A 26,775-nucleotide genomic window follows, 5' to 3' on the forward strand; every position below is an offset into this window, starting at 1 on the left:
CAAACCCAAACAACGCCACGATTTATCCATTCTTGGCAAGCTAACCCCCGGCCCCCACCTTCTGCCCGCCAAGCGTCAAAGCCACATTCCCCGAACCCGACCGAAAACCCTCCAGATCCACCGCCACATACACAAAACCAGCCGCTTTCACGGCCCTCACCACCCGCTCCCGTATCCCCTCATCCATCAGCCGCTCCAGCTGCTCAACCGGTACCTCCAGCCGCGCCACCTGCCCATGATGCCGCACCCGAAACCCCTCAAACCCCAGATCCGCCAACGCGTCTTCCGCCGCCTCCACCTCCCGCAGCCGCTCCACCGTCACCTCCGTCCCATACGGAATCCGCGACGCCAGACACGCCGCCGCCGGCTTGTCCGCATTCGGCAGCCCCAGATGACGAGCCACCGCCCGCACCCCCGCCTTGTCCAGGCCCGCTTCCACCAGAGGCAACACCACCTCCGCTTCCACCGCCGCCTTCAAACCCGGCCGATGATCCCCCAGATCATTCATATTCGTCCCATTCGCAATCCGCTCGAACCCCCGTTCCTTCGCCAGTGCCTGCAACTCCTCATACAGATTCGTCTTGCAATAGAAACACCGATCCCCCGCATTTGCCCGATACCCCGCATCCTCCTGCTCCTTCGGAGCCACCGTCACCAGTTCCAGATCCAGTCCCTCGGCCAACGCCACCGCCGCTCGCAACTCCCGCCGAGGCAGCGACAACGAATCCCCGATCACGGCCACACACGCCTCCCGCCCCAACACCCGACGACCCACCGCCGCCACCACCGTCGAATCAATCCCACCCGAATAAGCCACCAGCAACCGGACATACCCCCGCACCACCCCTTCCAGCGACGCCAGCAAACCAGCCGCATCCACGCCCGCCTCTCGCCCGGCCTGTACCGATGAAACCTCTGCCATGCCCCCATCCTAGCCCTGACTGGTACGCCCGAACACCATCGCTTACAATCCCGCGACTCGGCACCACCACAACGTGCCTAAGCACCCGTAGCTCAATTGGATAGAGCAGCGGTCTACGGAACCGCAGGTTAAAGGTTCGAATCCTTTCGGGTGCATTCCCTCCCCAGCTTCACGCAGCCAGAGTCAATCCACGTAAGCCGCCGCCAGCCGCTCCGCAATCCCGGGCCAGGTGTAGTTCTGCCGCACCAACGCCTTCCCCGCCACGCCCATCGCCCGCGCCCGCTCAGCATCACCCAACACCTCCAGCAACGCCGCCCCGATCGCATCCTTATCCAAAGCCGTCACCAGCCCCGCACCCGCCTCCGCCACCGCGTCAAAGTGACAACCCTCCGTGATCACCGCCGGACTCCCCAGCGCCAACGCCTCCGTGATCGCGATCGAAAACCCCTCCTGACGCGACGGTAGACAGAAGCACGCCGCATCCACAAACGCAGCCAGCTTCGCCTCCCCATACACCGGCCCGGGCATCAACACCCGCTCCGTCAAGCCATACCTGGCGATCTGCTCCCGAAACGGACCCGCCGCCTCATCCTCCGGCCCCGCCACCACCAGACGCACATCCGGCCGCTCGCGATGCACCACCGCGAACGCATCCGCCAGCACATCCAGCCCCTTCTTGTAATGCAGCCGACTCAGAAACAGCACAAACGGATCATCCCCCAACCCGGGATGCAGCCGCCGAAACGTCCCCGCTGCCGGCAAAGGCTCCAGCTCCTCCACAAAAATCCCATTCGGCACCAGCCGCACATCCGAGGTCAAACCCAACGGCTCAAACAGCCGCCTCTCTTCCTCATTCATCGCCTGGATGAACCACGCCCCATTCAGCATCTTCCGATACCCCATCGCCAGCGCCAGCCGCTTTTTCGCCCGCTTCTGTGACAAACTCCACGGGTCCAGCATCCCGTGCACCGTGATCACATAACGCACCCCCGCCCGATCCGCCGCCACCGCCGCCGCCCGCAGAATCGGATCCCACACCCCATGCAGATGCACCGCGTCCGCCCCCGTGATCACACCCTCCAACCGCCCGGCCAGCTTGCCCGGCATCAACCCCTCGAGTGCCCCCACCGGCTCGAACCGCTCGATCGTCACCAATTCACGATGCGGCAACCCCGCAAGCAAAGGCTCCTCCGCCGCCACACCACCAGGCGGCGCGTGACACGCCATCACCACCTCATGCCCCAACCCCGCCTGCGCCGCCGCCACCCGCGTCGCCACCATCGGCACCCCGCCCCACGCCGGGTCCAGATTCTGAATCACATGCACAATCCGCAAGACAGCACTCCCTGCAAGACCCCACCCACCCTATATCGACCGATATCACCCAACCCCGCAGCACAAACAAGCCCCAAACTCACCCCTCAGACCTCTCTCGCCAGCAGCTCCGCCTCCTCCACCGAGCCCACCAGCCGCATCAGCCCCGTCAGCTTAGAACGCTCCAGCACCTCCGCCACTTCCGGCTGAGCCCCCGCAATGAAAAAACGGCTTGCCCGATTTCTTCGTCGCCGTCGCCGCCGAAACCAGCATCCCGATACCCAGCGACGCCATGAAATCCACACCCGACAGGTCCACCACCGTCGCCCGATGACGAGCACCGATCGTCACATTGAACCGCGTCTCCACCTCGTTCACCCCCGAAATATCAAGCGTGCCCTCAAGCACAATCACCGTCAGATCATCCCCGTGATCCAGAATCGTCATCTCCACGCTAGAGCCTTCCCTTCTGCCACGATCGCCATCAATGAGACAGCGATGGTGAGACCCCCGAAGGCTACCCGAAGTCACACCCCCACGACAAAATCGCTGCCATCAATCGCAGATCCGAGCCTTCTGCCACCGGACCTCTTCATCCCAAGGCGACATCGCCATCGAATGCTTCTCCCAGTAGTAACACAGGTCCTTCCGCTCCCAGCCCGCATAAATCTCTTCCCAGGTCAGCGCCTGGCGATGCGGCAGAAGCGACGCCTGCTCGATCTCATCCTCCACCGACTGATAACGAAAATCACACGACAACCGAATCCGATCCCCAAGCTGATTCGGTAGCCCCTTGTGCACCGTCGTGCTCGGGAACGTCAGCACATCCCCCACCGCAAAGTCATCCTCGATCCACCGATCCTCCCCCGGACACAGCACCGTCTCCAACCCGCCAGCCCCGCCTGCTTCCGACACCGCCAGCACCCCCTTCTTGTGCGACCGCTCCAGCACCGACAACCCCCCAAGCTCACGCGGGCAATCACCCAACGGGAACCACGCCGTCCACGTCGCCACCGCCCCCTGAATGTGAATGAAGTCCTGATGCGCAGGCGTCGCATGCGCCGCCGGCCCCGGCAGCAGCACCCGCGCGATGTTCCGAGGATGCGGCAACACCGCCGTCCCAAACAACGCCTCAAAAATCCGCAGCAACGCCGGATGATGAGCCATCCGATGGAACGACTCCATCCGCTGGATATCCAGAAACACCCCCTCCGTACAACCCGCATACGGTTCCTCCGCCGCCACCTTCTCGATGTCCGCCCGGCCCTCCATCAACTCGGCGTCCCCCCGAAGCAGCCCATGCCGATCGATTACTTCCAGCATCTCCCGACGCAGATCGAGCAACGGCTCCGCTGGCAACGCCCCCCTGAAAAACAGATACCCATCCGCCTCCCCCCGAGCCCGAAGCCGCTCGGGATCATCCAGCAGCCCCATCGAATCCACGTAGCCCACGCTCGCATCCGGTCCCTGATTGGCGTAATTAGTCATGCCTAAAGCCTAGCTCAAGTAGGCCATCACACAAAGCCAAATAGTCCGCCTTTTTCCAGAAACATCCGACCTCAGGAAGCCATGAAGCCGACCTCTTTTCAACCCTAACTCCGAAAATGGTTAAATCAACCCCCATGAGCAAGCAGAAAAAAGCCATCGCCGCCATCTGGAACGAAAACGATCAAACCCGAACCATCCTCTGGCTCGACGACAAACAGAACCCCTCTCAAACCCAGGAACCCTTCGACCCCCAAATGCTCGCCATCGCCAAAGCCAAACTCGATCAGGAACTCATCACCGTGTCCCAAGGCGTCCACCGCCTGCCCATCCAGCACGTCCATGTCACCCCCAACGCCGACCGACTCGGCATCCTCGGCATCGTCCAGGGCCCAGACAAGGGCTCCATCCGATTCAAGGTCACCAAAATCGCACCAGAAGACATCAGCGAAATGAGCCATCTCTTCGCCAAAGAGCACGGCTGCAACGTCTACGCCTTCGACATCGAAGACGACTCAGCCAACATCGAAATGTGCTGACGCTTCATCCAGCCCGAGGACAAAACCGCCTACCCCAGAAAACTCTTCAACATCCAGATCGTCTTCTCATGGATCTGGATCCTCGCGATCATCATGTCCTCGGTCTCTTTGTCGTCCGCCGCCGCCGCCGCCTCACGAGCCTTCGCCGCCAGCGACACCACCTGCTCATTGCACGCCGCCAGGTGCTTCACCATCTCATCCGCACTTGCATCCTCATGAAGCTCAGGCATCCCCGCCATCTTCCCAAGCGAACCCAACCCGCCCGGCGCCAAAGCCCCTAGCGACCTCACCCGCTCGGCAATCTCGTCGATCCCCGCAAACAACTCCGTGTACTGCACCTCAAACGCCTGGTGCAACGCAAAAAACCCCGGCCCCCGCACGTTCCAGTGACAAAGATGCGTCTGCGCCAGCAGCGCATAGCTCCCCGCCACCACCCCACGCAAAGCCTCGATGACACCCGTTCCGGTTGCTGTTGTGTTCATACCAACACCATAGCCTCGCAGCGACAAACCTCCACCCCCACAACATGCCCAGATCGAGTCATCCAGCCCGAGGACTCAGGCGGCTTCGGCACGCTCCTGACCAGCAACCCACGAGGCGAACGTCTCGGCAGGCAGCGGCTTGGAGAAGTAATAGCCCTGCCCGTACATGCAGCCCAAATCCTGCAACAAAGCCAGATGCTCAGCCGTCTCAATCCCCTCGCCAACCGTCCGCAGCGACAAATGTCCAGCAAGGGTCACAATCGACGTCGTGATCGCGATCAGATCCCGACTCCGCTCCGCCGAGCGAATGAAAGACTGGTCGATCTTGAGCTCGTCAATCGGTAGCTGGTGCAGCCCGCTAAGAGACGAATGTCCCGTCCCAAAATCATCCATCATCACAGTGAAGCCGAGACCCTGAAGCTCCTTTAGAATCTCCGCCACCCCGGCTCGGTTATCCACAACCGTCGTCTCCGTGACTTCCAGCTTCAGCTCACCCGGCGCGATCCCCCACTCGCGGATGCACGCACTCAGCCGCTCCACAAACCCAGGCGACAACAGCTGCACCTTTGACAGGTTGATGCTCACCGCAAAACCCTCTGGAAGTACACCCGACTGCTTCCACGCCACCAGCTGACGGCAGGCCTCCGTGTAGATCCACGTGCCCAGTTCCTCCATCTGGTTCGACTCTTCGGCGATCGGTATGAACTCTCCCGGCGAGACCACCCCCCGCTCCGGGTGCGTCCACCGAATCAACGCCTCCGCACTCACGACACGACCCGTCTGCAGATCAACAATCGGCTGGTAATAAAGCCGCAACTGATCCTTGGCAACCGCCTCCCGCAAATCCTGTTCCAGGGCATAGCGATCCAGAGAGGTGCGATACATCCCCTCATCGAATTCAACCACACAACCCCTCCCGCCCGCCTTCGCCTGATACATCGCCGCATCGGCATCACGCAGCATCTCCAGGGCACCACTGCTGCCTCGCTCAGTCGTAACCAGTCCGATGCTGGCCGTTGACACCAGCCGGTGACCCCCCACATGGTGAGGCTCGGCACAGAGCTTGAGGAGTTTGTCGGCCAGCGGTCTGGCAGATGCTGGCGTGTCAAGACCCTCCAGCAGTATCACAAACTCATCGCCGCCAAGACGAGCCTGGATATCGATCTCACGCGTATTCGATCTCAGACGCTCAGCGATCGATCGCAGCAAGCCATCACCAACCTCATGACCAAGGGTGTCGTTGACCACCTTGAAGCGATCAAAATCCAGAAACAACACCGCGCAATGCTTGCCCGTACGCTGGCGACGACTCAACGCATGTTCCAGACACTCAATGAACCGGCTCCGGCTCGCCAGACCCGTCAACTGGTCCTGCTGAACAAGGCTACGCATCCGATCTTCAGTCTTTTTCAAACGGGTGATGTCCGCAACGGACCCCGAGACCCGCAAAGCCTCGCCATGAGCACCTCGCCGTGCCGCCGCCCTGAGAAGCACCCACAGCACATCACCCTCATCCGTCATCAGACCGAACTCAAGCTCGATCGATGATCCACCCCCACTGACAAACGCGTTGATGGCCTCTTCCACACGCCGAACGTCAGTCGACGCCACACGCTGAAGCAGCGTCCCGATAGTCGTACCCAGGTCAGCCTCAGAACAACCGAGCAGCGCAGTCCAACGCGGCGCGAAGTAAATACTCTCCCCGGCTACGTCCCAGTCAAAAATCGCATCCCGTGAACCGGCGAGAGCAAGCTCAAACCGCTCATGGGCAGCTGTCAGCGTCTCGGCCAGGTGCTGCGCCCTGTCAGCCATGGCCACCAGCTCGGTCACGTCAGATTCCACGGCGATAAAACCGCTCAGTGCACCCGCCCGATCGAACTCCGGCAGAAACTCGATGTCAAGCCAGTAATCCTCCCCCGCCTTGGATCGATTCAGCACACGACCCCGAAAGGGCTCGCCTGCATCAATCGCCCGACGCATCGCCTCTATCGTTGATGGATCGGTGTTCTCACATTGAAGCACTTCGCCAGGCTTGCGCCCGACAACTTCATCAAGCCGATAGCCCGTCACCCGCGTGAAGCCATCATTCACCCACACGATCCTCACCTCCGCATCGGTACGGATCATCATGTTGGTCGACCTACGAGCGAATTCCGCAAGCTGACTGGCTTCGTGCTCGGCTTCCTCCAAACGATGGATCACTTGCGAAGTCTCTGCCGCCGTCCGCTGCAGAAGCTTGGAAGCCGGATAAACCAGGAACCGCACGAGCGCGAAAAGCAGCAGCAGCTTGATAATCCCAATCACCAGATACACGCACCCGATCCACCAGGTCCGCGCCCTGCTCTCCTCCTCGTACAGACCGACGATCTCATCCATCACCGGCAGAAAACGCTCCGCCGCAGCATGTATCTCATGGACAAGCTTCTCGATGTCACGTGCGTCATTTGCTGTCTCTGCACCCGTGGAAGCTCGTAGGGCACGCGTCAGTTTCTTGACACCCTCGACCATCGCAGCACGGTCCTGCTCAAGAGACTCGTACAGCGAATTGACAGCCTCTGAGTTCCTGCCGCCCAGGCCCCTGCCAATGGCCCGTTCACCAAGCGCCGCCAGACTCGAATCCATTTCCGCAGCCACAGACGCCAACGCCCTGGAAGACGCAAGAAACCCAGTCCTGTCGCCAGCCACCCGACTGTCAACCACCTCGGAAACCTTGTAGGCAAGCCGCTGACTGAGCATCCGCTGCTTACCAGCCGTGTTGATCAGCCTGGCATCAGTCTCACCCACGGACAGCAGGCCGTACAGCGCGGTCTGCGAAACCACCGCCATGATCGCGATGACAACCATCGCCACCATCCCGAACGTGACAACCCGGCCTCCTACACGTTCAAGCTCGGCCACGGTCTGTTTCACACGCTCATGAGTCTCTTCGGCCACGGAATGCTCACTTCTCATTAGGGGAAGGTTCGAGATCCACCGGGACCATCGACAGCGACAATCTCAAACATCACATGTCAGAAACCCTTAGAACGTGCAAAACAGCCTCGGCACGTGCGAAACACCCAGATCCCCCCGCTTTGACACCCCGCGATGCCATCACTCCCACCAAACGGGCTAGCCTAACAATAGGTAAGAGCCCGCCACGATCCGCCAGCCGTCTCCTGAAACCGCAGCCAACCGTGGTTCCCTGCGTGCATCTAACAAGTCAACACACGCCTTCGCGTGCCAATCAGACCCCACTTATCCCAGCCGCTTGAACCCCCATCAGCACCAGCAGATACCAGGCAACCAACCATCGACTCGCGCTGACCCCCGCCCAACTAAAAAAAACAGCAGCCACCCAACCGGGCAGCTGCTGCGGAAGAAACGTCACTCACCGCCTACGTCAGGCCCTACGACGCAGAGCCACGAGACCCAGCCCCACAAGCCCCGCCAAAGCCGCCGTCGGCGTCGGCACGGGCTCAAAGTCATACGAAGCCGAGTACCCGTCATGACGGATGCTCACATTATCAACGTAACCCAGCTGACCCTGATTGAAAGAACCCACACCAAAGCCAACCTCAAACAGCGTCGAGGACGAAAAATCCAGTGAGTTACTGTTGAACGCACTCAACCACTCATTCAACGTCCGAAGCGGCGGGCCACCCGCGGTGTTCGGCTGGCCGAAACCACCCGTCCACCAGAACAGCCCGGAGTCCCCGTCAATCGAAACGCTCGTCCACGTGTCCGTCGGCACAGCTACGCTGGAACCCTCATTCCCGGGCTGATTCCAGGTCGGTTCATAAATCAACTGCCCGTAGCCATCACCCGCCGAAGACGGATCGAGCGGACCGCCATTAAAGAAGGCCAGCTTCAGCGAAGGCGCCGCGAACGCATTGCCCCCCGCAACAAAAGCCTTGTGATAGTCAAAGGAAATCTGCAGTGTCGAGAAGACGTCGCCCGGCGCACCATAATCATCCTGAACCACCGCGTTCGCACGGTCGTTGTTGTCGAAGGTCGTCGTGAACTGCAGAGCACCCACGGGCAGTGGCTGATTGCCCTCAAGATCGCCGCCGGTACCAGTCAGATCCACAGTGCCCACCGTCCCGCTGCCCGTGTTGAAACCATTGGCCCAGACACCCGCCGTCGTCGGGCTCGCATCCAGCGTGCGCACCACCGTCGTAGCCATGGCCCCCGAAGCAGTCGCCAGCGACACCAGAACCGAAGTAGCTAAAAGCTTCATGTCTCTACTCTCCTGAAAGTTCAATCAGATAACCGCCCAAACGCACGAACCCACCCGCCAACAGATCACCATAGCCGTATCTCATATCCCGAAACAAGGAAATACCCAGACATACGGGTAAACCCAAGCCGACCACGATTCGGCACGCCCGGACCGCTGAGATCCACCAGTCCGCTCTTCCGTCCATCCAGCCAAGCCTCGTACGAGTCAGCGACCAATCTATCCAGCTTGCCCTGCTAATGGAGCCGCAGTCAAGGCCCTGGCGAGAACGCACCGTCACTCTAGTTCTTGGTGACCCGGTCACACCCCGCTAGGATGCACACCCCCAAAAGAACCCGGAGATCCACGAGAAAGCAGGCATTATCTCTTGTGCAGAACCAGGACGGGTCACCGACAACGGCATGACACGCCACCATCTGCCGGATAACCAAATTTGCTCCCTAGAACCAATCCGAGAAGAGAACCAGTGAACGCACTCCGAAGAATGAAGAAGGAACTGGTTCGCATGGCAGCAGAGACCAGGGTGAGGCTCCATGGCGTCCCCAAAGCCTCTGGCGACGGCCTGACAAGAGAAGCACTCAGGCAGCTGGTCGACAAGGACAACCCTGTCATCTTGGAAATCGGCTGCAACGACGGCTCACACACCCGCTGGTTCCTGGAAGAGTTTAAGAACCCGGTCATCCACTGCTTCGAACCGGACCCCCGAGCCATCAAACGCTTCAAAGAAAACCTGGGCGAGAACGAATACGTAACGCTCCACGAGATCGCACTGTCCGCAAGCAACGGAACCATCCAGTTCCACCAAAGCGACGGCGTACCAGACAAGCACCGAGAACTCGCCGAAGGCTGGGACCTGTCAGGCTCCATACTCGAGCCCCACAAACACAAAGAGATCGTTCCCTGGTGTAAATTCGAGTCTGTCATCGATATCGAATCCCGAACCCTCGACACCTTCATGGCCACCGTCAATCTCGACACCATCGACCTGGTATGGATGGATGTCCAGGGAGCCGAATACCAGGTGCTCGCCGGAGCAACAAACACACTCAGGAAGATCCGATACATCTACACCGAGTACAACAACGCAGAACTCTACAAAGGTCAGAAAGACCTGCTCTGGCTCGTGAAGTTCCTCAGAGACTTCACCATCAAACAGCGATTCAAAGACGACGTCCTCTTCGCCAACAACGCACTGAAACCAACCTAACTGCCATACCGTGAGCCCGCGGGGCTCAGCCGCTGTCAGCCAACGCTGATAAGCCTCCCAGCCTGAGTAGTCCAAGAAAATACCCGCGGTTGCTGGAGTACTCACAAACGATTGACCCCAATACGCCCGGCAGGATTCGAACCTGCGACCTGCGGATTAGAAGTCCGCTGCTCTATCCAGCTGAGCTACGAGCGCTACGTCCACCAGTGTAGCCCAGCAGCCCCATCAGCATCAGCCCGCCCAGCCCCGGCGACGGCACCGCCAACCCGTTCACACGATCGAAACCGAACGACGTCGCTAACACCGATAGATCAGCCAGGTCCACCGTCCGGCTGCCATTGAAGTCCCCATCCGCCCACACCCCCGAACCGCCAAAACGCTCCGCCAGAATCGATAGATCAATCAGATCCACCGCCCCATCACGATTCGCATCACCCATCCGCGTCCCCCACACCTGCTCCACCAGCCAGACCAGATCATCCCCATCAATCAGCCCCGACCCGTCCAGATCGAATGCCGCATTTACCGTCCCGAACCGACCCGCCAACGCATCAATATCCGACTGACCCACCACCCAGTCACCATCGAAATCCGCCGCCATCGGCCGCCGATCCGCCAGCAACTCCACCTGCGCAATCTCCAGACCCAACGGCAACTCATAGTCCCCAGCCAGGTAGTAATCTGACGACAACTCCCACCACGCCGAACCCTCACGCACCACCAGCCGGTACTGACCCTCCGTCTCGACCGTGAACGTCCACACGTCAGGCAGGGGGGTCGTCAGCCCCGCCACAATCGGAGCCGGCCGCCGACCCGCCGTCAACTTGGGCGACTCCGCCAACTCCGGGTTCTGCGCATAAAACGCCCCCAACTCGTCCGCCACCTCCAGCACGCCCCGCGAATACCACAGCACATGCCCCGCACTCCCCGCATCCCGCGCATCCTGAATCATCGCCAGCAGATCCGACGTCGCCGTCGCACCCGAACTCACATCCCGAGCAATCCCCACCACCAGGTCCTCAAGCCGACCATCCGCCGTCCGATCCGCACCCGCCATGATGTTCACCTGCGTCGGCAACGTCGAGCGATACGACGACAACGAATTCCGATACACCTGCGGGACAATCTCATCGAACAACCCCGCATCCGCCCAGTTCTCCCAGTTCGCGTTGTACTGCGTGAAACTGAACGTCATGATCGACGGACTCACCGACACAATCAGGTCCGGCCGCGCCGTCTTCACCGCCGTGTACCACTCCGTCGCAAACGCAAACACCTTCGCCGCCCGCCACTGACGAAAATGGCTGTCGTTCACGTTCGACGGCAGGCTTCGCCCCGTCTCTGCTTGATACAACGCCGCCGTCGTCGCGTCCCACCCAAACTCCCGCGGCCACGCCAGCCGATCGTCCAGCTGCACCCCATCCAGATCGTTCTGCTCGATCGCCTCCAACGTGATGTCGATCAGCAACTGCCGAACCTCTGGCACCGCCGGGTTCATCCACGCAAACCCGTTCGAGCTGTTCCCGTAATTCCCAAACCGATCCTCAAGCAGGTACCCGTTCGACATCGCCCACTGCGACAACGGGTTCACAGGCGTCCCGAACGCCCCCACGAACTCCGACGAAAACCCATACTCAAACCAGGCCACATGCGCCATCTGATGACGATGCGCCTGGATCGTCGTCTCCTCCAGCAGATTCCGATTCCCCCCCAGCTGCGGCCGCCGATCCACCCCGATCAACGCCTCCATCGTCGCCGAAGGAAACTGCGTGTAACCGTTCTTCCACGACTCCACATACACCGTGTTCAGTTTCGCCGTGTTCCGCAACGTCCCAAACACCGAAGCCGTGTTCGCCCCTGAAGCAATGTGATCCGGCCCCGTCGTCGTCAGCCACGTTCCGCGCACCTCAGCCCGCACTAGCGACCCAAGCCCCAGAACCACACACACCATGAACAACAAACGGAGGTTCGACATAAAAGACCTCTCAGCACGCTTCAACACGAAAAAACACAACCAGACCCGCCCCAACAACCCCCAAAGTAAACCACCCATTCCCACCCACGCCATTCTTTTAGAAGACCGACGAATGACGCAGGTTCATCCCCGCCTAGCCACCCCAGCCCGCCTACCTTTCCACAGACACAGACACACCCAAGGAACAACATACATGTACAAAGCCTTTCTCACCGCCGCCCTCGCCCTCACCCTGCTCGCGGGCTGCCAGTCCCTCCACAAGTCATCCCAAGTCGACACCGTGATGACCGAAGACCGCCAGGACGACCTCATCCCCGCACAGGCCTACCAGCAACTCAAAGCCGGCAACGCCCGCTTCGTCGCCGGCCAGTCCACCGCCTTCGACTATCTCGCCCAAGCCGAAGCCACCGCCGACGGCCAGTACCCCAAAGCCTTCGTGCTCAGCTGCATCGACTCCAGAGCCCCCGTCGAAACCATCTTCGACCAGGGTCTCGGCGACCTCTTCGTCGCCCGTGTCGCCGGCAACATCGAAAACACCGACATCCTCGGCAGCATGGAGTTCGCCACCGCCGTCGCCGGCACACCCCTCGTCGTCGTCCTCGGACACACCGCCTGTGGCGGCGTCAAAGGCACCATCGCCGACGTCGAACTCGGCAACCTCACCAGCCTCCTCCACGAAATCAAACCCGCCCTCAACCAGGCCGACCCCACCGACGGCCCCAAAACCGCCGACAACACCGACTACGTCCACGCCGTTACCAAAGCCAACGTCAGACAAACCATGTCCGACATCGTCAGCCGCTCCGAAGTCGTCCGCGACCTCATCAACGACGGCGACCTCATGATCGTCGGCGGCGTCTACGACATCGCCAACGGCGAAATCCTCTGGCTCAACTAACAGGGCCTGCAATCAAACCCGAAAAAACCGCGTCCTTCCAGTGACGCGGTTTTTTTATGGTCTTCGGCAGGCAGACCTCAAAACTGCTTCCGCTGCCGCGCCGAAGCAATCCCCAACTGCTTCCGATACTTCGCCACCGTCCGCCGAGCGATATCAATCCCCTGGCCCTTCAACGCCTCCGCCAACGCATCATCCGACAGCGGCTTCGCCTTGTCCTCCCCATCCACCACCTCCTTGAGCTTCGCCTGCACCGCCGTCCAGCTCATCGCCTCCCCCTCCTCCGTCTCCGTCCCACCCGAGAAGAACATCCGTAACGGAAAAATCCCCCGAGGCGTCTGCAGGTATTTCTCCGACACCGCACGACTCACCGTCGCCACGTGAATCCCCAACTGATCCGCCACCAGCGTCATCGGCAGCGGCTTCAACCCCGCCTCTCCCTGCTCAAAGAAGTCCGCCTGCGCCAACACCACCACATTGATCACCCGCAGCAACGTGTTCTGCCGCTGCTGAATCGCATCCAGCAACCACGACGCCTCACGCAGATTGTTCCCCACAAAATCCCGCGTCCGCTTCTCAACCGACCTGTCCTTCGCCAGATCCTGATAACTCGGACTGATCTGCAGCGCCGGCAGCCGGCTGTTCGTCAGCGTCGCCGTGTACGTATCCGTTTCCTCGTCGTATTCAATCACCGCATCAGGCGTGATCGATCGCGGACCATCATCCGCCAGTTGACGACCCGGATGCGGATGAAAATGACGAAGCGCCGCCAACCCCTCCTTGATCTCATCAAGCGTCAACCCCGATTCCTTCGCGATCTTCGGCAGCCGATTCCCCTCAATATCCTCTAAGTGCTCATCCACCAGCACCTCCGCATGATCCAGCGCCGTCGCACCCCCCGGATCATCACGCTCCTGATTCACCCGAAACGCCTCGATCTGTAGCAACAAACACTCCCGCAGATCACGCGCCCCCAAACCCGCCGGATCAAGCGTCCGCTGCAACAACAACAGCGTCTTCCGCAGCAACGCCTCACTCCGCTCCTCAGGCGACTGCTCCACCAGCTCCGGCAGGGGGGTACGCAGATACCCGTCCGCATCGATATGGCTGATCAGATACTCACCCGCCGAAAACACCTCCGGATCCGCCTCCACCAATCGCCACTGATCCATCAACTGCTCATACAACGACAAGCCACGCGACGCCGTGTTCGCCATCGCGTCCATCTTCGCGTCCCGCTCCCCCGTGTTGAACGGCCGACGCGGCGCCCAGTCATCATTCCCCTGCGTATTCGCCGCCCACGACTCCGAGTACTCACTGCTCAGACTCTCCAGCCGCTCAAAATCACTCCCCGCCTCCGCCGTCGCCGAACCCTCAGCCCCCGGCTCATTCACCACCAGCTCCCGCTCGCCCTCCCGATCCTCACGCTCCCGCTCCACCCGATCCCGCTCCACATCAAACTCCGCCACCCCCGGCTCCGCCAGCTCCAGCGTCGGATTCGACGCCAGCTCCTGCTCGATCCGCTCCTCCAACGCCGCCAACGGCATCTGCAGGATCTCCATCGACTGGATCATCCGCGGTGCCAGCTTCATCCGCTGGTCAATCCGCATGTGCTGGCCGGTCGAAATCCTCATACCACCATTATCGGCCCCAAACCCCCTCCAGGTCACACAGACACCACCTTTGGCACGAGATTTGTAGCCACCGAATCCCCCAAAAACCCAAAAATCTATCTAAGTATATGCCAAAAATAGTGTTACGAGAAAAGCCGCGGGCCCTCACCCACCCATCGTCGTCCGCCCCTGAATCGCATCCGACAACACCGCCTTCGACACATTCGCAAAGTTCGACCCCGTCGGCATCCCCCGAGCCAGCCGAGTCACCCTCACCCCCAGCTTCTCAAGCCCCTCCATGAGATACAACGCCGTCCCGTCACCCTCCAGCGTCGGCGTCGTCGCCAGCACCACCTCCTGGATCTCACCAGCCTTCACCCGCTCCAGCAAAGGCGTCGCATTGATCTCACCCGCACCCACCCCATCCAACGGCGCCAACCGCCCCAGCAGCACGTGATACCTCCCTCGATACGTCCCCAGCTGCTCGATCGCCACAATGTCCGAAGGCCGCTCCACCACCATCACCACCGACCCATCCCGTCGCGGATTCGCACAGATCCCACAAGGATCCGATTCCGTCAGGTTCCCGCACACACCGCAGATCTTCAGGTCCGTCACCAACGCCCGCAACGCCGCCGCCAGCTCCTCTGTCTCCGAAGCCGGCTGCCGAATCAGGTGAAACGCCATCCGCTCCGCCGACCGCTTGCCAACCCCAGGCAGCCGCGTCAGCCGATCAATCAGTCGGGCCCAGGCAGAATCCGGTTCGTTCGATCTCATCCCCCCATGCTATTCCCTCAGAACCCGCTAGGCTGACACCATGGACCCCGACGACCACGTCTGCCTCTGCTTCCGCGTCTCCCAACGCAAAATCGTCAACTACTGCAAACGTGAAAAGCCCCCCGTCGCCTCACTCATCTCCGAGTGCCTATCGGCCGGAACCGGCTGCGGATGGTGCGTCCCCTTCCTCAAATCCCTCCACAAACAAGCCGTCCGAGGCGACGAAAACCCCGACCTTCCCTTCTCACCCGAAGAATACGCCCGCCGAAGAACCGTCTACCGCGCCACCGGCGAAAGAGACGAAACCCCGTCCGAAGAAACCGACGCCTAACCTCAGCCCTACACCGCCTCAGCCTTCACCGTTCCACCCGTCCGAAGGTTGAACTTCTCAATCAGCGTCTTCAACTCACTCGTCTTCTCCGCCACCGCAGCGATCCCCTCCGCCGTCGTTTCCGCCGCCGTGATCGACTCCGTCAGCACCGTCGAAATACTCGTGATGCTCTGGCTCACGCTGTCGCTCGCCACCCGCTGCTCACTGCTCGCCTGCGCAATACCCGCCACCAGCTCATCCACTTCCTGGTTCGCCTCCAGAATGCTCGCCAGGCTCTCATCCGCGTTCGACGCGCGACCCACGCCCTGCTGCACCAACTGCTTACCCTGATTCATCTCCGTCACCGCGAGCCCCGTGCCCTGTCGGATCGACTCGATCGACCCACCAATCTCCTCGGTGGCCTTCGTCGTCCGATCCGCGAGCTTCCGCACCTCGTCCGCCACCACCGCAAAACCCCGGCCGTGCTCACCAGCACGCGCCGCCTCAATAGCCGCATTCAGCGCCAGCAGGTTCGTCTGATCAGCGATCTCATTGATCACCGTGATGACCTCACCAATCTGCGTCCCAAGCTCACCCAGCCGCTCAACGCTCTCCGAAGAACGACCCACCGTCTCCGCAATCTGCGTCATGTCGTTGATGGTTTCCGATACCACAGCTCGACCCTTCTCCGCCTCGCTGCCCGCCTGCGAAGCCGCCTGCTGAGCCGTCGCCGACTTGTCCGCCACCTCATGCCCAGACGCACTCATCTCCTCCGCCGCCGCCGCAATCTGCGATGTCTGCGAACCCTGTTGCTTCAGATTCTCAACAACCGAATACGTCTGCGCCACAAGCTGACTGCTCGTCGTGTACGTATCCCCCGCCGCCTGCTCGATCGCTTCCACCAGATGCTCAATCTTGTCGATCAGCACGTTGAACGACTGGCTCAGTTCCCCAACCTCATCCTTAGATGTCACAGCGATCCGTTTCGTCAGATCCCCATCACCCTCGCTGATCCGGATCACCTCATTCCGGATCCGCTGAATCGGACGAATCAGCGACACCCGCGTGTACCAGAACGAAAATCCGAAGATCACCAGCCCCACACTGATCGCCGCGATGTCCATGTACTCAAGCAGATGAATCCCCGCCGTCGCTCGCTTCTGCAGCTTCACCGTCGCCTCATTCATCAGCTTCAGCAAAGCCAGATTCTCGGCCTGAAGCGCTTCCAAGGCCTCACGCTCCGCATCAGAGCCAGCCACCAACGCAGGATCGAGCAGCGCCTCAATCGCAGGCGTCAAGCCCACCCACAACGACCGACCCGCCTCCAGCTTCTCAAGCGCCCCCGCATCATCAATCGCCTCGAACAACACCGGTTGCCCCGCGATCTCCAACTCCCCACCCTCGAGCAACACGCCCAACGAACGATCAAACAAATCCGTCGTCCCGGCCAACGACGCGCGATGAGCCGACCGACGAACCTCATCCGTCTCGATCGCCAGCAGCAATGCCTCCTTGGTCATCCGCTGACTCAGCATCCGCTGACGACCCGCCACGTTGATCAACGGGGCGTTCGATTCCTGCTGATAAAGCACCACCCCATTGATCCCGAGCACCGTGACCAGCGTCAGCGTCACGAGCAGCAACGGAAACATCATCTTGTACGTATAGCTCACGGTTCATCTGCCTTTCAGGAAAAACCCCTAGAAGACATCGGACCGTTACAACCTCGTCTGAGCCACACCCCGAACGAGCATCTCAAATCAAGGCCGGGCTAGCCATCTAACCCGTCACCGCACCCACCCGGGCCCGCTCCACCGCATTCTCAAGCATCCGAAGACCTTCAGGCACCTCCGATAAAAACCCCTCTCCCATCCGCGTCCAGTACGGATGCTGGAGCGCATCCGTGAACCGCTCCGGATGAGGCATCAGCCCCAGCACCAGACCCGTTGGATCACACAAACCCGCCACCCGCCCCGCCGAACCATTCACATCCTCCGCATACCGAAGCGGGACCTGCCCGCCAGCCTCCAACGCCCCCAACAGCCCCTCATCCGATAACGCCAGCCGGCCCTCGCCATGCGCAATGGGCAGCAAAAACCGCTCCGTCAGCCCCGCCGTCCACACACACACCGACGACGGCTCAGGCTCCATCTCCACCCACCGATCCACAAACCGCCCCGACGTGTTCTCCGATAGTGTCACCGACTGACCCCCGCCATGCGGGTCAGGCAGCAAGCCCGCCTTCACCAGCACCTGAAACCCATTGCAGATCCCGATCACCGGCACCCCACGATCAATCGCCGCCGTCAGCGGGCCATGCAGATGCCGCCGCAACCGATCCGCAAACACACGCCCCGCCGCGATGTCATCCCCATAGCTAAAGCCCCCCGGAAACCCGATCAGGTCCGCCTCGGCCAGACGCTCCGGCTCCCCGATCAACGCATCCAGATGCACAAACCCCGGCTCAGCCCCCGCCAGCCGGAAACCCTCAGCCAACTCACGATCACAATTCGTACCCGGAGCACGCAAGATCAAAGCAGCAGGGCGGTCAGAAGACGTCATCATCCCCCCAGTCTACGAACTTACCGGCCCAAACGACCACCCGCAGCACGCCCGCAACCCCGACCACCCGATCAACCGACAACACCCCCGGACAACCCCCACCCCGTTTGACACAACCACCCCAGACTGGGTTACACTGTTCGGTTCGAGACGGCTCGAACTGAACGCGGATCGATGGACGGTCCATCACCGCGATCAACCTTCACCAGGCGTCCCAAACTGATCTACAACAGCCTTGGGCGCGACCCCGCAAAACGCAGGGTAAGACACCGGTATCGGGAAACACACACAACATGGTCGATCGCAATCTGATCGCATCACTGGGCCTAGAAGACGACATGGCGCAGGAGATGATCACAGAGGCCCTGGGCGCTGACGTCGCACAGGGAAACATGGAAGGACTCCTGGAGGACACCATCGGCGACTTCAAGCCGGGAACCATCCTCAAGGGCAAAATCATCGGACACGCCGGCGACGACTTCCTCGTCGAACTCGGACTCAAGTCCGAAGGCATCCTCGATAAAACCGAATTCGAATCGCCCGCCGATGTCGAAATCGGCGACGTCGTCGAAGTCCTCCTCGAAGAAGTCGAAACCGACGACGGTCACGTCTCCATCTCCAAGAGAAAAGCCGACCGCATCCGCGGCTGGGAACGCATCATCTCCGAGAACGACGAAGGCGACACCATCGAAGGCCGCGTCATGCGGAAGATCAAAGGCGGGCTCCTCGTCGACATCGGCGTCCCCGTCTTCCTCCCAGCGTCCCAGGTCGACATCCGCCGGCCTCCAGACATCGGCATCTTCATCGGCCAGACCATCGAAGCCCAGATCCTCAAGATCGACACCGAGCGGCGAAACATCGTCATCTCACGTCGCAAACTCATCGAGGACCGACGCTCCGAGCAACGCTCCAAGCTCCTTGAGAAAATCAAGGAAGGCGACATGGTCAACGGCACCGTCAAGAACATCGCCGACTTCGGCGCGTTCGTCGACCTCGGCGGCATCGACGGCCTCCTCCACATCACCGACATGTCATGGGGCAGGGTCAATCACCCCTCCGATATGCTCAAGATCGATCAGAAGGTCGAAGTCAAGATCCTCAACATCGATTACGAAAAAGAGAAGATCGCCCTCGGTCTCAAGCAGCTCGAGGACTCCCCCTGGAAGGACATCGAGCAGAAGTACCCGCCGCACACCCGCGTGTCCGGCGAAGTCACCAACATCATGTCCTACGGAGCCTTCGTGAAGCTCGAAGAAGGCGTCGAAGGCCTCGTCCACATCTCCGAGATGTCCTGGACCAAACGCATCAACCATCCCTCCGAGATGGTCTCCGTCGGCGACGAAGTCGATGTCGTCATCCTCGACTTCAACAAGGACAAGCAGGAAATCTCGCTCGGCATGAAGCAGGTCGAGGTCAACCCCTGGGAACTCGTCGCCGAGAAATACCCCCCCGGCACCGTCATCGAAGGCGATGTCCGCAACCTCGCCTCCTACGGCGCCTTCATCGAGATCGAGCCCGGCATCGATGGCCTCCTTCACGTCTCGGACCTCTCCTGGACCAAGAAGATCAGCCACCCCAACGAGCTCCTCAAGAAGGGCGACCCCGTCAAGTGCGTCGTCCTCGAAGTCGACCAGTCCAAGCAAAGGGTCGCCCTCGGCCTCAAGCAGATGACCGAAGACCCCTGGCACGAAGCCATCCCCGGCGCCTACCAGCCCGGCATGATCGTCCAGGGCAAGGTCACCAAGATCACCAACTTCGGCGTCTTCGTCGAACTCGAAGACGACCTCGAAGGCCTCCTCCACATCTCCGAGCTCTCCGATCACAAGATCGAGAACCCACAGGAAGTCGTCCAGCCCGACCAGGAAATCGAAGTCAAGATCCTCCGCGTCGACCTCGACGACCGCAAGATCGGCCTCTCCCTCAAGAGAGCCCAGTGGACCGCCGACCAGGAACAGGCCGCGGCCAAGGCCGAAGGCGCATCCTCCGGCGGCTCAGGCACTACCCCAGCCGGCGGCGGACTCGGCGGCCTCGGCGGCGGCGACCACCTCGGCACCGACAAAATCACCTTCGGCCAGGGCGGAGCAAAAACCCAGGACTAAACCCCAGGGTTACAACCCAAAACTCAAACGGCTCCGGCACCACGCCGGGGCCGTTTTTCTTTGGATGGGTAGTGTCTCGTGGTTTGACACTAAATGATATCGTTTTATCATTCTCATAAAGGCGCGGTAGAGCGTCAGGAAGAAGCAAGACAGCCCGCTAGTCAGAAAACCTGGCTCATTCACAGACTAATGCAATCCGGAGAAACAAATGCAGCTTGCTCAATACGATCGAGGATTGAAACTATTTCTCATGTCTAGACGCACACGAAGCACACTCATAGCTGCGGTTTCATGCCTGCTTCTGCCGTTTTCTGCACAAGCCATTGAGATTCTGGAGACAATCGACTTTCCCGAAGCCTCAGTCGTCCAGGTGCGTGACGTCAACAGTGATGGCGATATCGTTGGCTACAGAACGGTCAATGGGCTCACAGAGTCGTTTATCAGGACAGAAGGGGGGACAGAGTTCTTCCAGATTGATGGCGCCAACACACTCGCGATCGCAATCAACGACGCAGGGGATACCGTCGGTGGCGTGAATACCGATATCCCCGGACAGGATGCCTTCGCGCGTCTGGCAGATACCACCGTGCTCCGCTTCAATCCAAACGGGAACACGGACGCCAGTGCAAACGGCATCAACAACCTGGGTGTCATCGTCGGTTCTGGAAATGCCTTCGGCACAGGCGGTTTTCTCCGACAATCAGATGGCACCGTCACAGACATCAACTATCCCGGTGCCGTCGGAGAAGCCATCCTCAAAACGAACGCCACGGATATCAACGAAGCCGGTCTCATTGTCGGCCACACAATCGGACAAAGCACCGACATCTTCGCCCGCGGTTGGTATACGGATAACGCTGGCCTGACCTTTACCGATGTCAGCGCACCCGGCCAACAGATCACCTATGTCTGGGCAGCGAACAACAACGGACTGCTCGTTGGCGACTACAGCAGCAGCCTGGTGGGCGAGCGCCTTGGGTTCGTTTTTGAGATTGCCTCAGGAAACTTCTCGCCATTCTCCGTGCCAAACGCAGACTGGACGGTCCCTACTGGCATCAACGACGCTGGCCAAATCGTCGGTTTCTCTCGCGACGCTGCCTCTGGACGAATCACTGGATTTGTTGCCGTCGTTCCCGAGCCAACGTCATTGGGACTCATGGTCATGACGGCCGCCGGGCTACTTTCAAGAAGAAGCTCACGCTAAACACAGAGACTCTGTGATCAAACCAGCACCGACGGCCTCGGCATCAGCCGGGGCCGTTTTTAATGCGCTATCAACTTGTAAAGTGCCCCGTCAACCCTCTCCCAACCTCAGTGCTGGCAACCACCCGCCGGATGCCCACACCCGCAAGACCCACCCCCCGAAAACGGCAGCGACACCGAATCCTTCGACGCCTTGATCTGGCTCGTCGTCAGCCCACGCTCAACAGGCGTATCCGCAGGTGTCTCCCCCAGATCCGCCTCATTCAACGTACACAGCTCGCCCCACGTCGTCACCGTGTGAGACATCGGGTGCATCACCTCAACCGTCCGACCGTTACTGGGGCAGTGATATTCGTAAAGTGGCATACCCAAATCCTAGCATCACCCCGCCCAAACGGCTCAACCCAGCGCCCGATGCCGAAGCATGTGATCCGCCAGCGTGATCGCCATCATCGCCTCACCCATCGGCACGAACCGTGGTAGCAGACATGGATCATGACGCCCCTTGGTCGCGATCGTCGTCGCCTCCCCATCCCGCGTCACCGTCCGCTGCTCCTGACTCAAGCTCGACGTCGGCTTGATCGCACAACGCATCACAATCGGCATCCCCGACGAAATCCCCCCCAGCATCCCCCCATGCCGATTCGACTCCGTCACGATCCGACCCTCCCCATCCGTCGTCAGCACGTCGTTGTTCTCCGTGCCCCGCATCCGAGCCACCCCAAACCCCGCCCCATACTCCACCCCCAGCACCGCCGGCAGCGAGAACATCGCCTTCCCCAGATCCGCCTTCAGCTTGTCAAACACCGGCTCCCCCCAACCCGCCGGCACACCCGTCGCCACCAGCTCCGACACCCCACCAATCGAATCCTGATCCCGCCGCACCTCATCAATCAATTCAATCATCCGCTCCGCCATCGCCGGATCCGGACACCGCACCGCCGTCGCCTCCACCTGCTCCAGAGTCACCCCCTCTGGCTCCGCCACCTCCGCCACCAGGTCTCCAATCTGCTTCACGTACCCCAGCACCCGAATCCCGTGACGCTCCGCCAGCAGCTTCTTCGCAATCGCCCCCGCCGCCACCCGCGCTGTCGTCTCCCGCGCCGATGACCGCCCCCCACCCCGGTAATCCCGAAACCCATACTTCGCATCAAACGTGTGGTCCGCATGTCCCGGCCGATACTTGTCCTTGATGTCGTTGTAATCCCGCGAACGCTGATCCTCATTCCGAATCAGAATCGCAATCGACGTCCCCGTCGTCTTCCCCTCAAACACCCCCGACAGAATCTCAGGCCTGTCCGATTCCTTCCGCTGCGTCACGATCTTCGACTGCCCCGGCCGCCGACGATTCAGATCCGGCTGCAAGTCATCCACCGACAACGCCAGCCCCGACGGCACCCCATCCACAATCACCACGTTCCCCGGACCGTGGCTCTCGCCAGCCGTCGTGATCCGAAATGCCTGTCCGTAGGTATTACCAGCCATCAGCGAAGATTAAGCGAGAACCCGCCCTTTGTGGAACAGCCAGACCGAAAACCCCGCACTCACTGACGACTCGCCACCGTCAGCTGGTCCGCCAGCTGATGCGTCCGCAGCCAGAATAACGCCGCCTCCAGCTGAGGATCAAGACCTTCCTCCAGAATGCGAGCCGCCGTCGCCGCCTCCTCGCCCTCAGCCGACGCCTCCTCCGGATCACGAAGCACATCCGCCGCCTGACGAGCCAGCAGCGACTCGCTCACCTCAGCGTCCGTCATCACGATCTCCAGATCCGGCTCAATCCCCCACGTCTCCGCATCCGGCAGCCGGTGAATGATCCGACCCGAAGGAATCACGTAGTACTGCGTCGTCAGCTTCAAAAACGCCCGACCGCGCGACAACGGGAACAGGTCCTGAACCGACCCCTTACCAAAACTCCGCGTCCCCACAATCAGCGCCCGGTCATACGACTGCAACGCACCCGCCACAATCTCCGAAGCCGACGCCGAACCCTGATTCACCAGCACCACCACTGGGAAGTTGTCATACGTCCGCCGACGCTTGGCCTTCGCCTCGCCCGACTGATCCCCATCGCCATCCACCGTCCAGACCAGCTTACCCTCCTCGATAAACCGGTCCGACACCTCAATCGCCGCCGTCAGCAGACCACCCGGATTAAACCGCAGGTCCAGGATCAACCCGCCCACATCGCCCGAAGCCGAAATCTGCTGCACCGCCGCATCCAGATCCGCCGCCGTATCCGGGATGAAACTCGACATCCGCACATACCCGATCCGGGCCTCCGGATCGATCATGTAATCCCAGCCGCCACCCGGCCGATGCTCCCAACCCTTGATCGACTCGATCGCAATCCGCGAACGACGAAGCACAAAGTCCAGATCCTCCGCCTCGCCCTCACGGGCGATCGTCAGCTCAACGTTCGATCCCTCCGGTCCCGTGATCTCATCAACCGCACGCGTCAGCGTCCACGCCGTCGTCGGCTTCCCATCCACACGAATGATCCGATCGCCCGCCTTGATCCCCGCCCGCTGAGCAGGGGTGTTCTCCAGCGGACTCACCACCACCAGCTCGTTCTCCTGACGGCTGATCTGAATACCCACCCCAGAGAACGTCCCCTGCGTGCTCCGCATCAGAGCCGGCACATCCGAAGGCCAGATCACCGACGAATAATCATCAAGACGACCCGTGATCCCCTCCGTCAACTCATACAACACCACACGACGCGGCAACCGCACCGTCTGATCGTTCATCCCGATGATCCGGTCAGCCAGCGAGATCGCGTCCACAAACGCCATCTCGTAGTTCTGCCGGTCAAGCGTCGCCCCAAGGTCCTTTAGATAGGCGATATAAGCCTCACGCTTCTGCGAATCCGCCATCCCCTCAAACGTCGCCGTCAGATCGTCCGTCTCCAACAGACGCAGCATCCCCACCACCGCATCCTGCATCAGCTCCCGATACCCAAGCGACGCCACATGATCAAAAGCTGCCTGCCGAAGCGTCTGCCTCAGCATCGCCAGATCAATCCCATCCACCCGCTCCTCCCACTTATCAAACTCAACGCCACTCTCTTCTTCAGGCTCCTCACCCAGCGCAATCGCACGCTCACGCGTCATCTCACGCAAACGCTCAGGCGCATAAATCTGCACCAGACGAATGTGCGCCGCCGCCGCCTTCGCCTCTTCCCGATAAAGACCCCGATCCTCATAAAGAAGCTTCAGCCGGTGATAAAGCGTCAACGCCTCCAGCCAGTCCTGCTCCGCCACCGCCCGCTCAGCATCAGCCACCACCCGCCCGATCAGTTCCACATGCTCCGGCTCGGCGAGCAACGCCTCCGGGTCCGTCGCCAGGCCATGAGCCTCAATCAGCGACGCCATCGCCTTGTCCAGACGATCCTTCGCCAGCCACTCACGCTTCTCAGCAAGCGCCGCTTCCAACGCCTCCGCACGTGCCGCCAGCCGCTGCGTCTCCAACGCATGCCGCTGCTCAAGCTGATCGATCAGCGTCGCCGCCCGATCATTGGCTTGATAAGGCACCAGCGCATTCCGCAACGCGTCATAACGACCGTCCGCCGCCAGACCCGTTAACTGCTGAACCAGACGGTTGTCAGAAACCGGAGCCGCCGCCGTCACCGACCTCGGGCCAAGCGACGCCGCCGCGATCAGCAAACCCGCTCCCACCGCCGCCACGGCGAGCCACGCCGGAATCGTCCCGCGCAGGCGACCACGTACTGACTCACTCATCTCTGGCACCCCTTCGTGCTGGCTCAGGCCGATTCCTTATGCGCTACTCGCAGCTCACCAAGGCTCTTGCCACGGTTCACCGCATCGGCGTCAATCACATAACGCCCGCCCTTGTGCGCAGGTTCGGGCAATTCGTACATCAACTCCAACATGATCTCTTCAAGCACACCGCGAAGGGCACGAGCACCCGTGTCACGAGAGATCGCCTTGTCCGCAATCGCGAACAACGCATCGTCCGTGAACTCCAGCTCCGCATCCTCCATCCGGAAGAAGTGCTGATACTGACGGATCAACGCGTTCTTCGGCTCCGTCAGGATCTTCACCAAAGTCTCAGGCGTCAGCGGCATCAGAGGCGTCACGATCGGCAAACGACCAATCAGCTCCGGAATCATCCCGAACTCAAGGATGTCCTCAGGCGTCACCTGAGCCAGAATACGCTCACGCTCGTTCGTGTCGTCAACCATGTTCTGCTCAGAGGCAAAACCGATCGCCTTCCGACCCAGACGCTTGCGAATGATGTCCTCAAGACCCACGAACGTCCCCGCACAGATAAACAGAATGTTCGACGTATCAATCTGAATGTACTGCTGCTCCGGATGCTTGCGACCACCCTGAGGCGGAACGTTTGCCACCGTGCCTTCAAGCATCTTCAACAGCGCCTGCTGCACGCCCTCACCCGAAACATCACGCGTGATGCTCACGTTCTGAGAAGTCTTGCCGATCTTGTCGATCTCATCGATATAAACAATCCCGCGCTGAGCCGCCTCCAGATCGTAGTCCGCCGCTTGCAGCAGCTTCAGCATAAGGTTCTCAACGTCCTCACCCACATACCCCGCCTCCGTCAATGTCGTCGCATCGCCGATCGCAAACGGCACGTTCAGCGTCCGCGCCAGCGTCTTCGCCAACAGCGTCTTGCCCGAACCCGTCGGACCGATCAGCAGCACGTTCGACTTATCCAGCTCAACCTGCGGCTCCTTCTCCACCGCGTTCAGCCGCTTGTAATGATTGTGCACCGTCACAGCCAGCGCCCGCTTCGCCATCTGCTGATCGATCACATACTGATCCAGGAACTCCTTCAGCTGCCGCGGACTCGGAATCGCCGTCAACGCAGGACGACCTGCCGAAACCCGCTTCCGCTCCTGCTTGAAGATGTTCTGACACAACTCCGTGCAGTTCGCGCAGATGTAAACATCCCCGGGACCCTCGACCATCGGCCCAACCTCACGCGAACTCTTCCCGCAGAAAGAGCACGTTGTCACCCGACGCCCCTTGAAGCCGGAGTCGTTCCCGTCTCCACCGTCGCCGCCGCCAGTGCCGGTCGGTCCGTTCTTACCCTTGGTCGTGTTGGCCATAAGTCAATGTCGTCCAGATAGTTTGGGAACCTCATGGTCCGGCAGCCATGCCGATGAGGTATGGATCGTCGGTTCGATGGCCCG

The 26,775-nt window shown here is 60.7% G+C and carries 22 protein-coding genes and 2 tRNA genes; 7 read left to right on the plus strand and 17 right to left on the minus strand.

The window, feature by feature from the left end:
* Positions 1-40 precede the first annotated feature (40 nt).
* Positions 41-922 carry an ATP-dependent sacrificial sulfur transferase LarE gene (gene larE / locus ACQZAB_RS09100; RefSeq protein WP_428389109.1) on the minus strand — a complete coding sequence of 294 codons (882 nt, stop codon included), beginning with the start codon at positions 920-922 and terminating at the stop codon, positions 41-43.
* Positions 923-1,003: 81 nt separating this feature from the next.
* On the opposite strand from larE, the gene ACQZAB_RS09105 reads away from it, so the two are divergent.
* Positions 1,004-1,077 (plus strand) — tRNA-Arg (locus ACQZAB_RS09105).
* A 28-nt stretch (positions 1,078-1,105) separates the two neighbouring features.
* Here the strand turns inward: ACQZAB_RS09105 and ACQZAB_RS09110 are convergent.
* The 3 genes from ACQZAB_RS09110 to ACQZAB_RS09120 form a co-directional block, all read right to left on the minus strand.
* Positions 1,106-2,248, minus strand: coding sequence for a glycosyltransferase (locus ACQZAB_RS09110; RefSeq protein ID WP_428390152.1), 1,143 nt, complete (start codon positions 2,246-2,248; stop codon positions 1,106-1,108).
* 162 nt (positions 2,249-2,410) lie between these two features.
* Positions 2,411-2,683 carry an STAS domain-containing protein gene (locus tag ACQZAB_RS09115; protein ID WP_428389111.1) on the minus strand — a complete coding sequence of 91 codons (273 nt, stop codon included), beginning with the start codon at positions 2,681-2,683 and terminating at the stop codon, positions 2,411-2,413.
* Positions 2,684-2,791: 108 nt separating this feature from the next.
* The gene (locus ACQZAB_RS09120; protein ID WP_428389113.1) at positions 2,792-3,724 is read right to left on the minus strand and encodes a phytanoyl-CoA dioxygenase family protein; all 933 of its coding nucleotides are present in this window, start codon (positions 3,722-3,724) and stop codon (positions 2,792-2,794) included.
* Positions 3,725-3,858: 134 nt separating this feature from the next.
* Between ACQZAB_RS09120 and ACQZAB_RS09125 the strand changes: the two genes are divergently transcribed.
* Entirely contained in the window at positions 3,859-4,260 is a 402-nt protein-coding gene (locus ACQZAB_RS09125) for a hypothetical protein (protein WP_428389115.1), read from the plus strand.
* Positions 4,261-4,289: 29 nt separating this feature from the next.
* Here the strand turns inward: ACQZAB_RS09125 and ACQZAB_RS09130 are convergent, their stop codons facing one another.
* The 3 genes from ACQZAB_RS09130 to ACQZAB_RS09140 all read right to left on the minus strand — a co-directional run bounded on the left by ACQZAB_RS09130 (position 4,290) and on the right by ACQZAB_RS09140 (position 8,961).
* Positions 4,290-4,742, minus strand: coding sequence for a Dps family protein (locus ACQZAB_RS09130; RefSeq protein WP_428389117.1), 453 nt, complete (start codon positions 4,740-4,742; stop codon positions 4,290-4,292).
* Between the two features lie 75 nt (positions 4,743-4,817).
* On the minus strand, positions 4,818-7,652 hold the full coding sequence (locus tag ACQZAB_RS09135) for an EAL domain-containing protein (RefSeq protein ID WP_428389119.1): 2,835 nt from the start codon (positions 7,650-7,652) through the stop codon (positions 4,818-4,820).
* A gap of 472 nt (positions 7,653-8,124) precedes the next feature.
* On the minus strand, positions 8,125-8,961 hold the full coding sequence (locus ACQZAB_RS09140; protein ID WP_428389121.1) for a hypothetical protein: 837 nt from the start codon (positions 8,959-8,961) through the stop codon (positions 8,125-8,127).
* 505 nt (positions 8,962-9,466) lie between these two features.
* Between ACQZAB_RS09140 and ACQZAB_RS09145 the strand changes: the two genes are divergently transcribed.
* Positions 9,467-10,168, plus strand: coding sequence for an FkbM family methyltransferase (locus ACQZAB_RS09145; RefSeq protein ID WP_428389123.1), 702 nt, complete (start codon positions 9,467-9,469; stop codon positions 10,166-10,168).
* Positions 10,169-10,289: 121 nt separating this feature from the next.
* On the opposite strand, the gene ACQZAB_RS09150 is transcribed toward ACQZAB_RS09145, so the two are convergent.
* Both ACQZAB_RS09150 and ACQZAB_RS09155 read right to left on the minus strand, forming a co-directional pair.
* Positions 10,290-10,363: transfer RNA gene (locus ACQZAB_RS09150), tRNA-Arg, on the minus strand.
* On the minus strand, positions 10,341-12,143 hold the full coding sequence (locus tag ACQZAB_RS09155) for a family 10 glycosylhydrolase (RefSeq protein WP_428389125.1): 1,803 nt from the start codon (positions 12,141-12,143) through the stop codon (positions 10,341-10,343). Before ACQZAB_RS09155 ends, ACQZAB_RS09150 begins: the two co-directional genes overlap by 23 nt.
* A gap of 193 nt (positions 12,144-12,336) precedes the next feature.
* On the opposite strand from ACQZAB_RS09155, the gene ACQZAB_RS09160 reads away from it, so the two are divergent.
* Entirely contained in the window at positions 12,337-13,041 is a 705-nt protein-coding gene (locus tag ACQZAB_RS09160; RefSeq protein ID WP_428389127.1) for a carbonic anhydrase family protein, read from the plus strand.
* A gap of 77 nt (positions 13,042-13,118) precedes the next feature.
* Here ACQZAB_RS09160 and rpoN read toward each other — a convergent pair whose 3' ends face one another.
* Entirely contained in the window at positions 13,119-14,672 is a 1,554-nt protein-coding gene (rpoN, locus tag ACQZAB_RS09165; RefSeq protein ID WP_428389131.1) for an RNA polymerase factor sigma-54, read from the minus strand.
* A 144-nt stretch (positions 14,673-14,816) separates the two neighbouring features.
* A complete protein-coding gene (recR, locus tag ACQZAB_RS09170; protein ID WP_428389133.1) occupies positions 14,817-15,428 on the minus strand; it encodes a recombination mediator RecR in 612 nt (203 codons plus the stop codon).
* Positions 15,429-15,468: 40 nt separating this feature from the next.
* Here recR and ACQZAB_RS09175 point away from each other — a divergent pair, with 40 nt between their 5' ends.
* Entirely contained in the window at positions 15,469-15,759 is a 291-nt protein-coding gene (locus tag ACQZAB_RS09175) for a (2Fe-2S)-binding protein (RefSeq protein ID WP_428389135.1), read from the plus strand.
* An 8-nt stretch (positions 15,760-15,767) separates the two neighbouring features.
* Here the strand turns inward: ACQZAB_RS09175 and ACQZAB_RS09180 are convergent, their stop codons facing one another.
* Entirely contained in the window at positions 15,768-17,411 is a 1,644-nt protein-coding gene (locus ACQZAB_RS09180; RefSeq protein WP_428389137.1) for a methyl-accepting chemotaxis protein, read from the minus strand.
* A gap of 106 nt (positions 17,412-17,517) precedes the next feature.
* Positions 17,518-18,303, minus strand: coding sequence for a phosphoribosylformylglycinamidine synthase subunit PurQ (locus tag ACQZAB_RS09185; RefSeq protein ID WP_428389139.1), 786 nt, complete (start codon positions 18,301-18,303; stop codon positions 17,518-17,520).
* 290 nt (positions 18,304-18,593) lie between these two features.
* Here ACQZAB_RS09185 and ACQZAB_RS09190 point away from each other — a divergent pair, with 290 nt between their 5' ends.
* On the plus strand, positions 18,594-20,399 hold the full coding sequence (locus tag ACQZAB_RS09190) for a 30S ribosomal protein S1 (RefSeq protein ID WP_428389141.1): 1,806 nt from the start codon (positions 18,594-18,596) through the stop codon (positions 20,397-20,399).
* A gap of 208 nt (positions 20,400-20,607) precedes the next feature.
* On the plus strand, positions 20,608-21,603 hold the full coding sequence (locus ACQZAB_RS09195; RefSeq protein ID WP_428389143.1) for a PEP-CTERM sorting domain-containing protein: 996 nt from the start codon (positions 20,608-20,610) through the stop codon (positions 21,601-21,603).
* A 107-nt stretch (positions 21,604-21,710) separates the two neighbouring features.
* On the opposite strand, the gene ACQZAB_RS09200 is transcribed toward ACQZAB_RS09195, so the two are convergent.
* From ACQZAB_RS09200 to clpX, 4 genes are read right to left on the minus strand one after another with little or no spacing between them, the layout of a single operon-like run.
* Positions 21,711-21,968 carry a zinc ribbon domain-containing protein gene (locus ACQZAB_RS09200; RefSeq protein WP_428389145.1) on the minus strand — a complete coding sequence of 86 codons (258 nt, stop codon included), beginning with the start codon at positions 21,966-21,968 and terminating at the stop codon, positions 21,711-21,713.
* Between the two features lie 33 nt (positions 21,969-22,001).
* A complete protein-coding gene (aroC, locus tag ACQZAB_RS09205) occupies positions 22,002-23,087 on the minus strand; it encodes a chorismate synthase (RefSeq protein ID WP_428389147.1) in 1,086 nt (361 codons plus the stop codon).
* A 59-nt stretch (positions 23,088-23,146) separates the two neighbouring features.
* Positions 23,147-25,339, minus strand: a complete 2,193-nt coding sequence (locus ACQZAB_RS09210; RefSeq protein WP_428389149.1) for a S41 family peptidase — start codon at positions 25,337-25,339, stop codon at positions 23,147-23,149.
* A gap of 23 nt (positions 25,340-25,362) precedes the next feature.
* Entirely contained in the window at positions 25,363-26,691 is a 1,329-nt protein-coding gene (gene clpX / locus ACQZAB_RS09215) for an ATP-dependent Clp protease ATP-binding subunit ClpX (protein WP_428389151.1), read from the minus strand.
* Positions 26,692-26,775: the final 84 nt, after the last annotated feature.

It is taken from the genome of Mucisphaera sp., assembly GCF_965279675.1.
Lineage (GTDB): Bacteria > Planctomycetota > Phycisphaerae > Phycisphaerales > Phycisphaeraceae > Mucisphaera.

Coding starts and splice junctions, on each gene's coding strand:
- aroC (WP_428389147.1), bottom strand. CDS start 23,087: ATGGCTGGTAATACCTACGGACAGGCATTTCGGATCACGACGGCTGGC.
- ACQZAB_RS09145 (WP_428389123.1), top strand. CDS start 9,467: ATGGCAGCAGAGACCAGGGTGAGGCTCCATGGCGTCCCCAAAGCCTCT.
- larE (WP_428389109.1), bottom strand. CDS start 922: ATGGCAGAGGTTTCATCGGTACAGGCCGGGCGAGAGGCGGGCGTGGAT.
- rpoN (WP_428389131.1), bottom strand. CDS start 14,672: ATGAGGATTTCGACCGGCCAGCACATGCGGATTGACCAGCGGATGAAG.
- ACQZAB_RS09125 (WP_428389115.1), top strand. CDS start 3,859: ATGAGCAAGCAGAAAAAAGCCATCGCCGCCATCTGGAACGAAAACGAT.
- ACQZAB_RS09115 (WP_428389111.1), bottom strand. CDS start 2,683: ATGACGATTCTGGATCACGGGGATGATCTGACGGTGATTGTGCTTGAG.
- ACQZAB_RS09210 (WP_428389149.1), bottom strand. CDS start 25,339: ATGAGTGAGTCAGTACGTGGTCGCCTGCGCGGGACGATTCCGGCGTGG.
- recR (WP_428389133.1), bottom strand. CDS start 15,428: ATGAGATCGAACGAACCGGATTCTGCCTGGGCCCGACTGATTGATCGG.
- ACQZAB_RS09160 (WP_428389127.1), top strand. CDS start 12,337: ATGTACAAAGCCTTTCTCACCGCCGCCCTCGCCCTCACCCTGCTCGCG.
- ACQZAB_RS09140 (WP_428389121.1), bottom strand. CDS start 8,961: ATGAAGCTTTTAGCTACTTCGGTTCTGGTGTCGCTGGCGACTGCTTCG.
- clpX (WP_428389151.1), bottom strand. CDS start 26,691: ATGGCCAACACGACCAAGGGTAAGAACGGACCGACCGGCACTGGCGGC.
- ACQZAB_RS09195 (WP_428389143.1), top strand. CDS start 20,608: ATGCAGCTTGCTCAATACGATCGAGGATTGAAACTATTTCTCATGTCT.
- ACQZAB_RS09175 (WP_428389135.1), top strand. CDS start 15,469: ATGGACCCCGACGACCACGTCTGCCTCTGCTTCCGCGTCTCCCAACGC.
- ACQZAB_RS09120 (WP_428389113.1), bottom strand. CDS start 3,724: ATGACTAATTACGCCAATCAGGGACCGGATGCGAGCGTGGGCTACGTG.
- ACQZAB_RS09130 (WP_428389117.1), bottom strand. CDS start 4,742: ATGAACACAACAGCAACCGGAACGGGTGTCATCGAGGCTTTGCGTGGG.
- ACQZAB_RS09185 (WP_428389139.1), bottom strand. CDS start 18,303: ATGATGACGTCTTCTGACCGCCCTGCTGCTTTGATCTTGCGTGCTCCG.
- ACQZAB_RS09155 (WP_428389125.1), bottom strand. CDS start 12,143: ATGTCGAACCTCCGTTTGTTGTTCATGGTGTGTGTGGTTCTGGGGCTT.
- ACQZAB_RS09200 (WP_428389145.1), bottom strand. CDS start 21,968: ATGCCACTTTACGAATATCACTGCCCCAGTAACGGTCGGACGGTTGAG.
- ACQZAB_RS09190 (WP_428389141.1), top strand. CDS start 18,594: ATGGTCGATCGCAATCTGATCGCATCACTGGGCCTAGAAGACGACATG.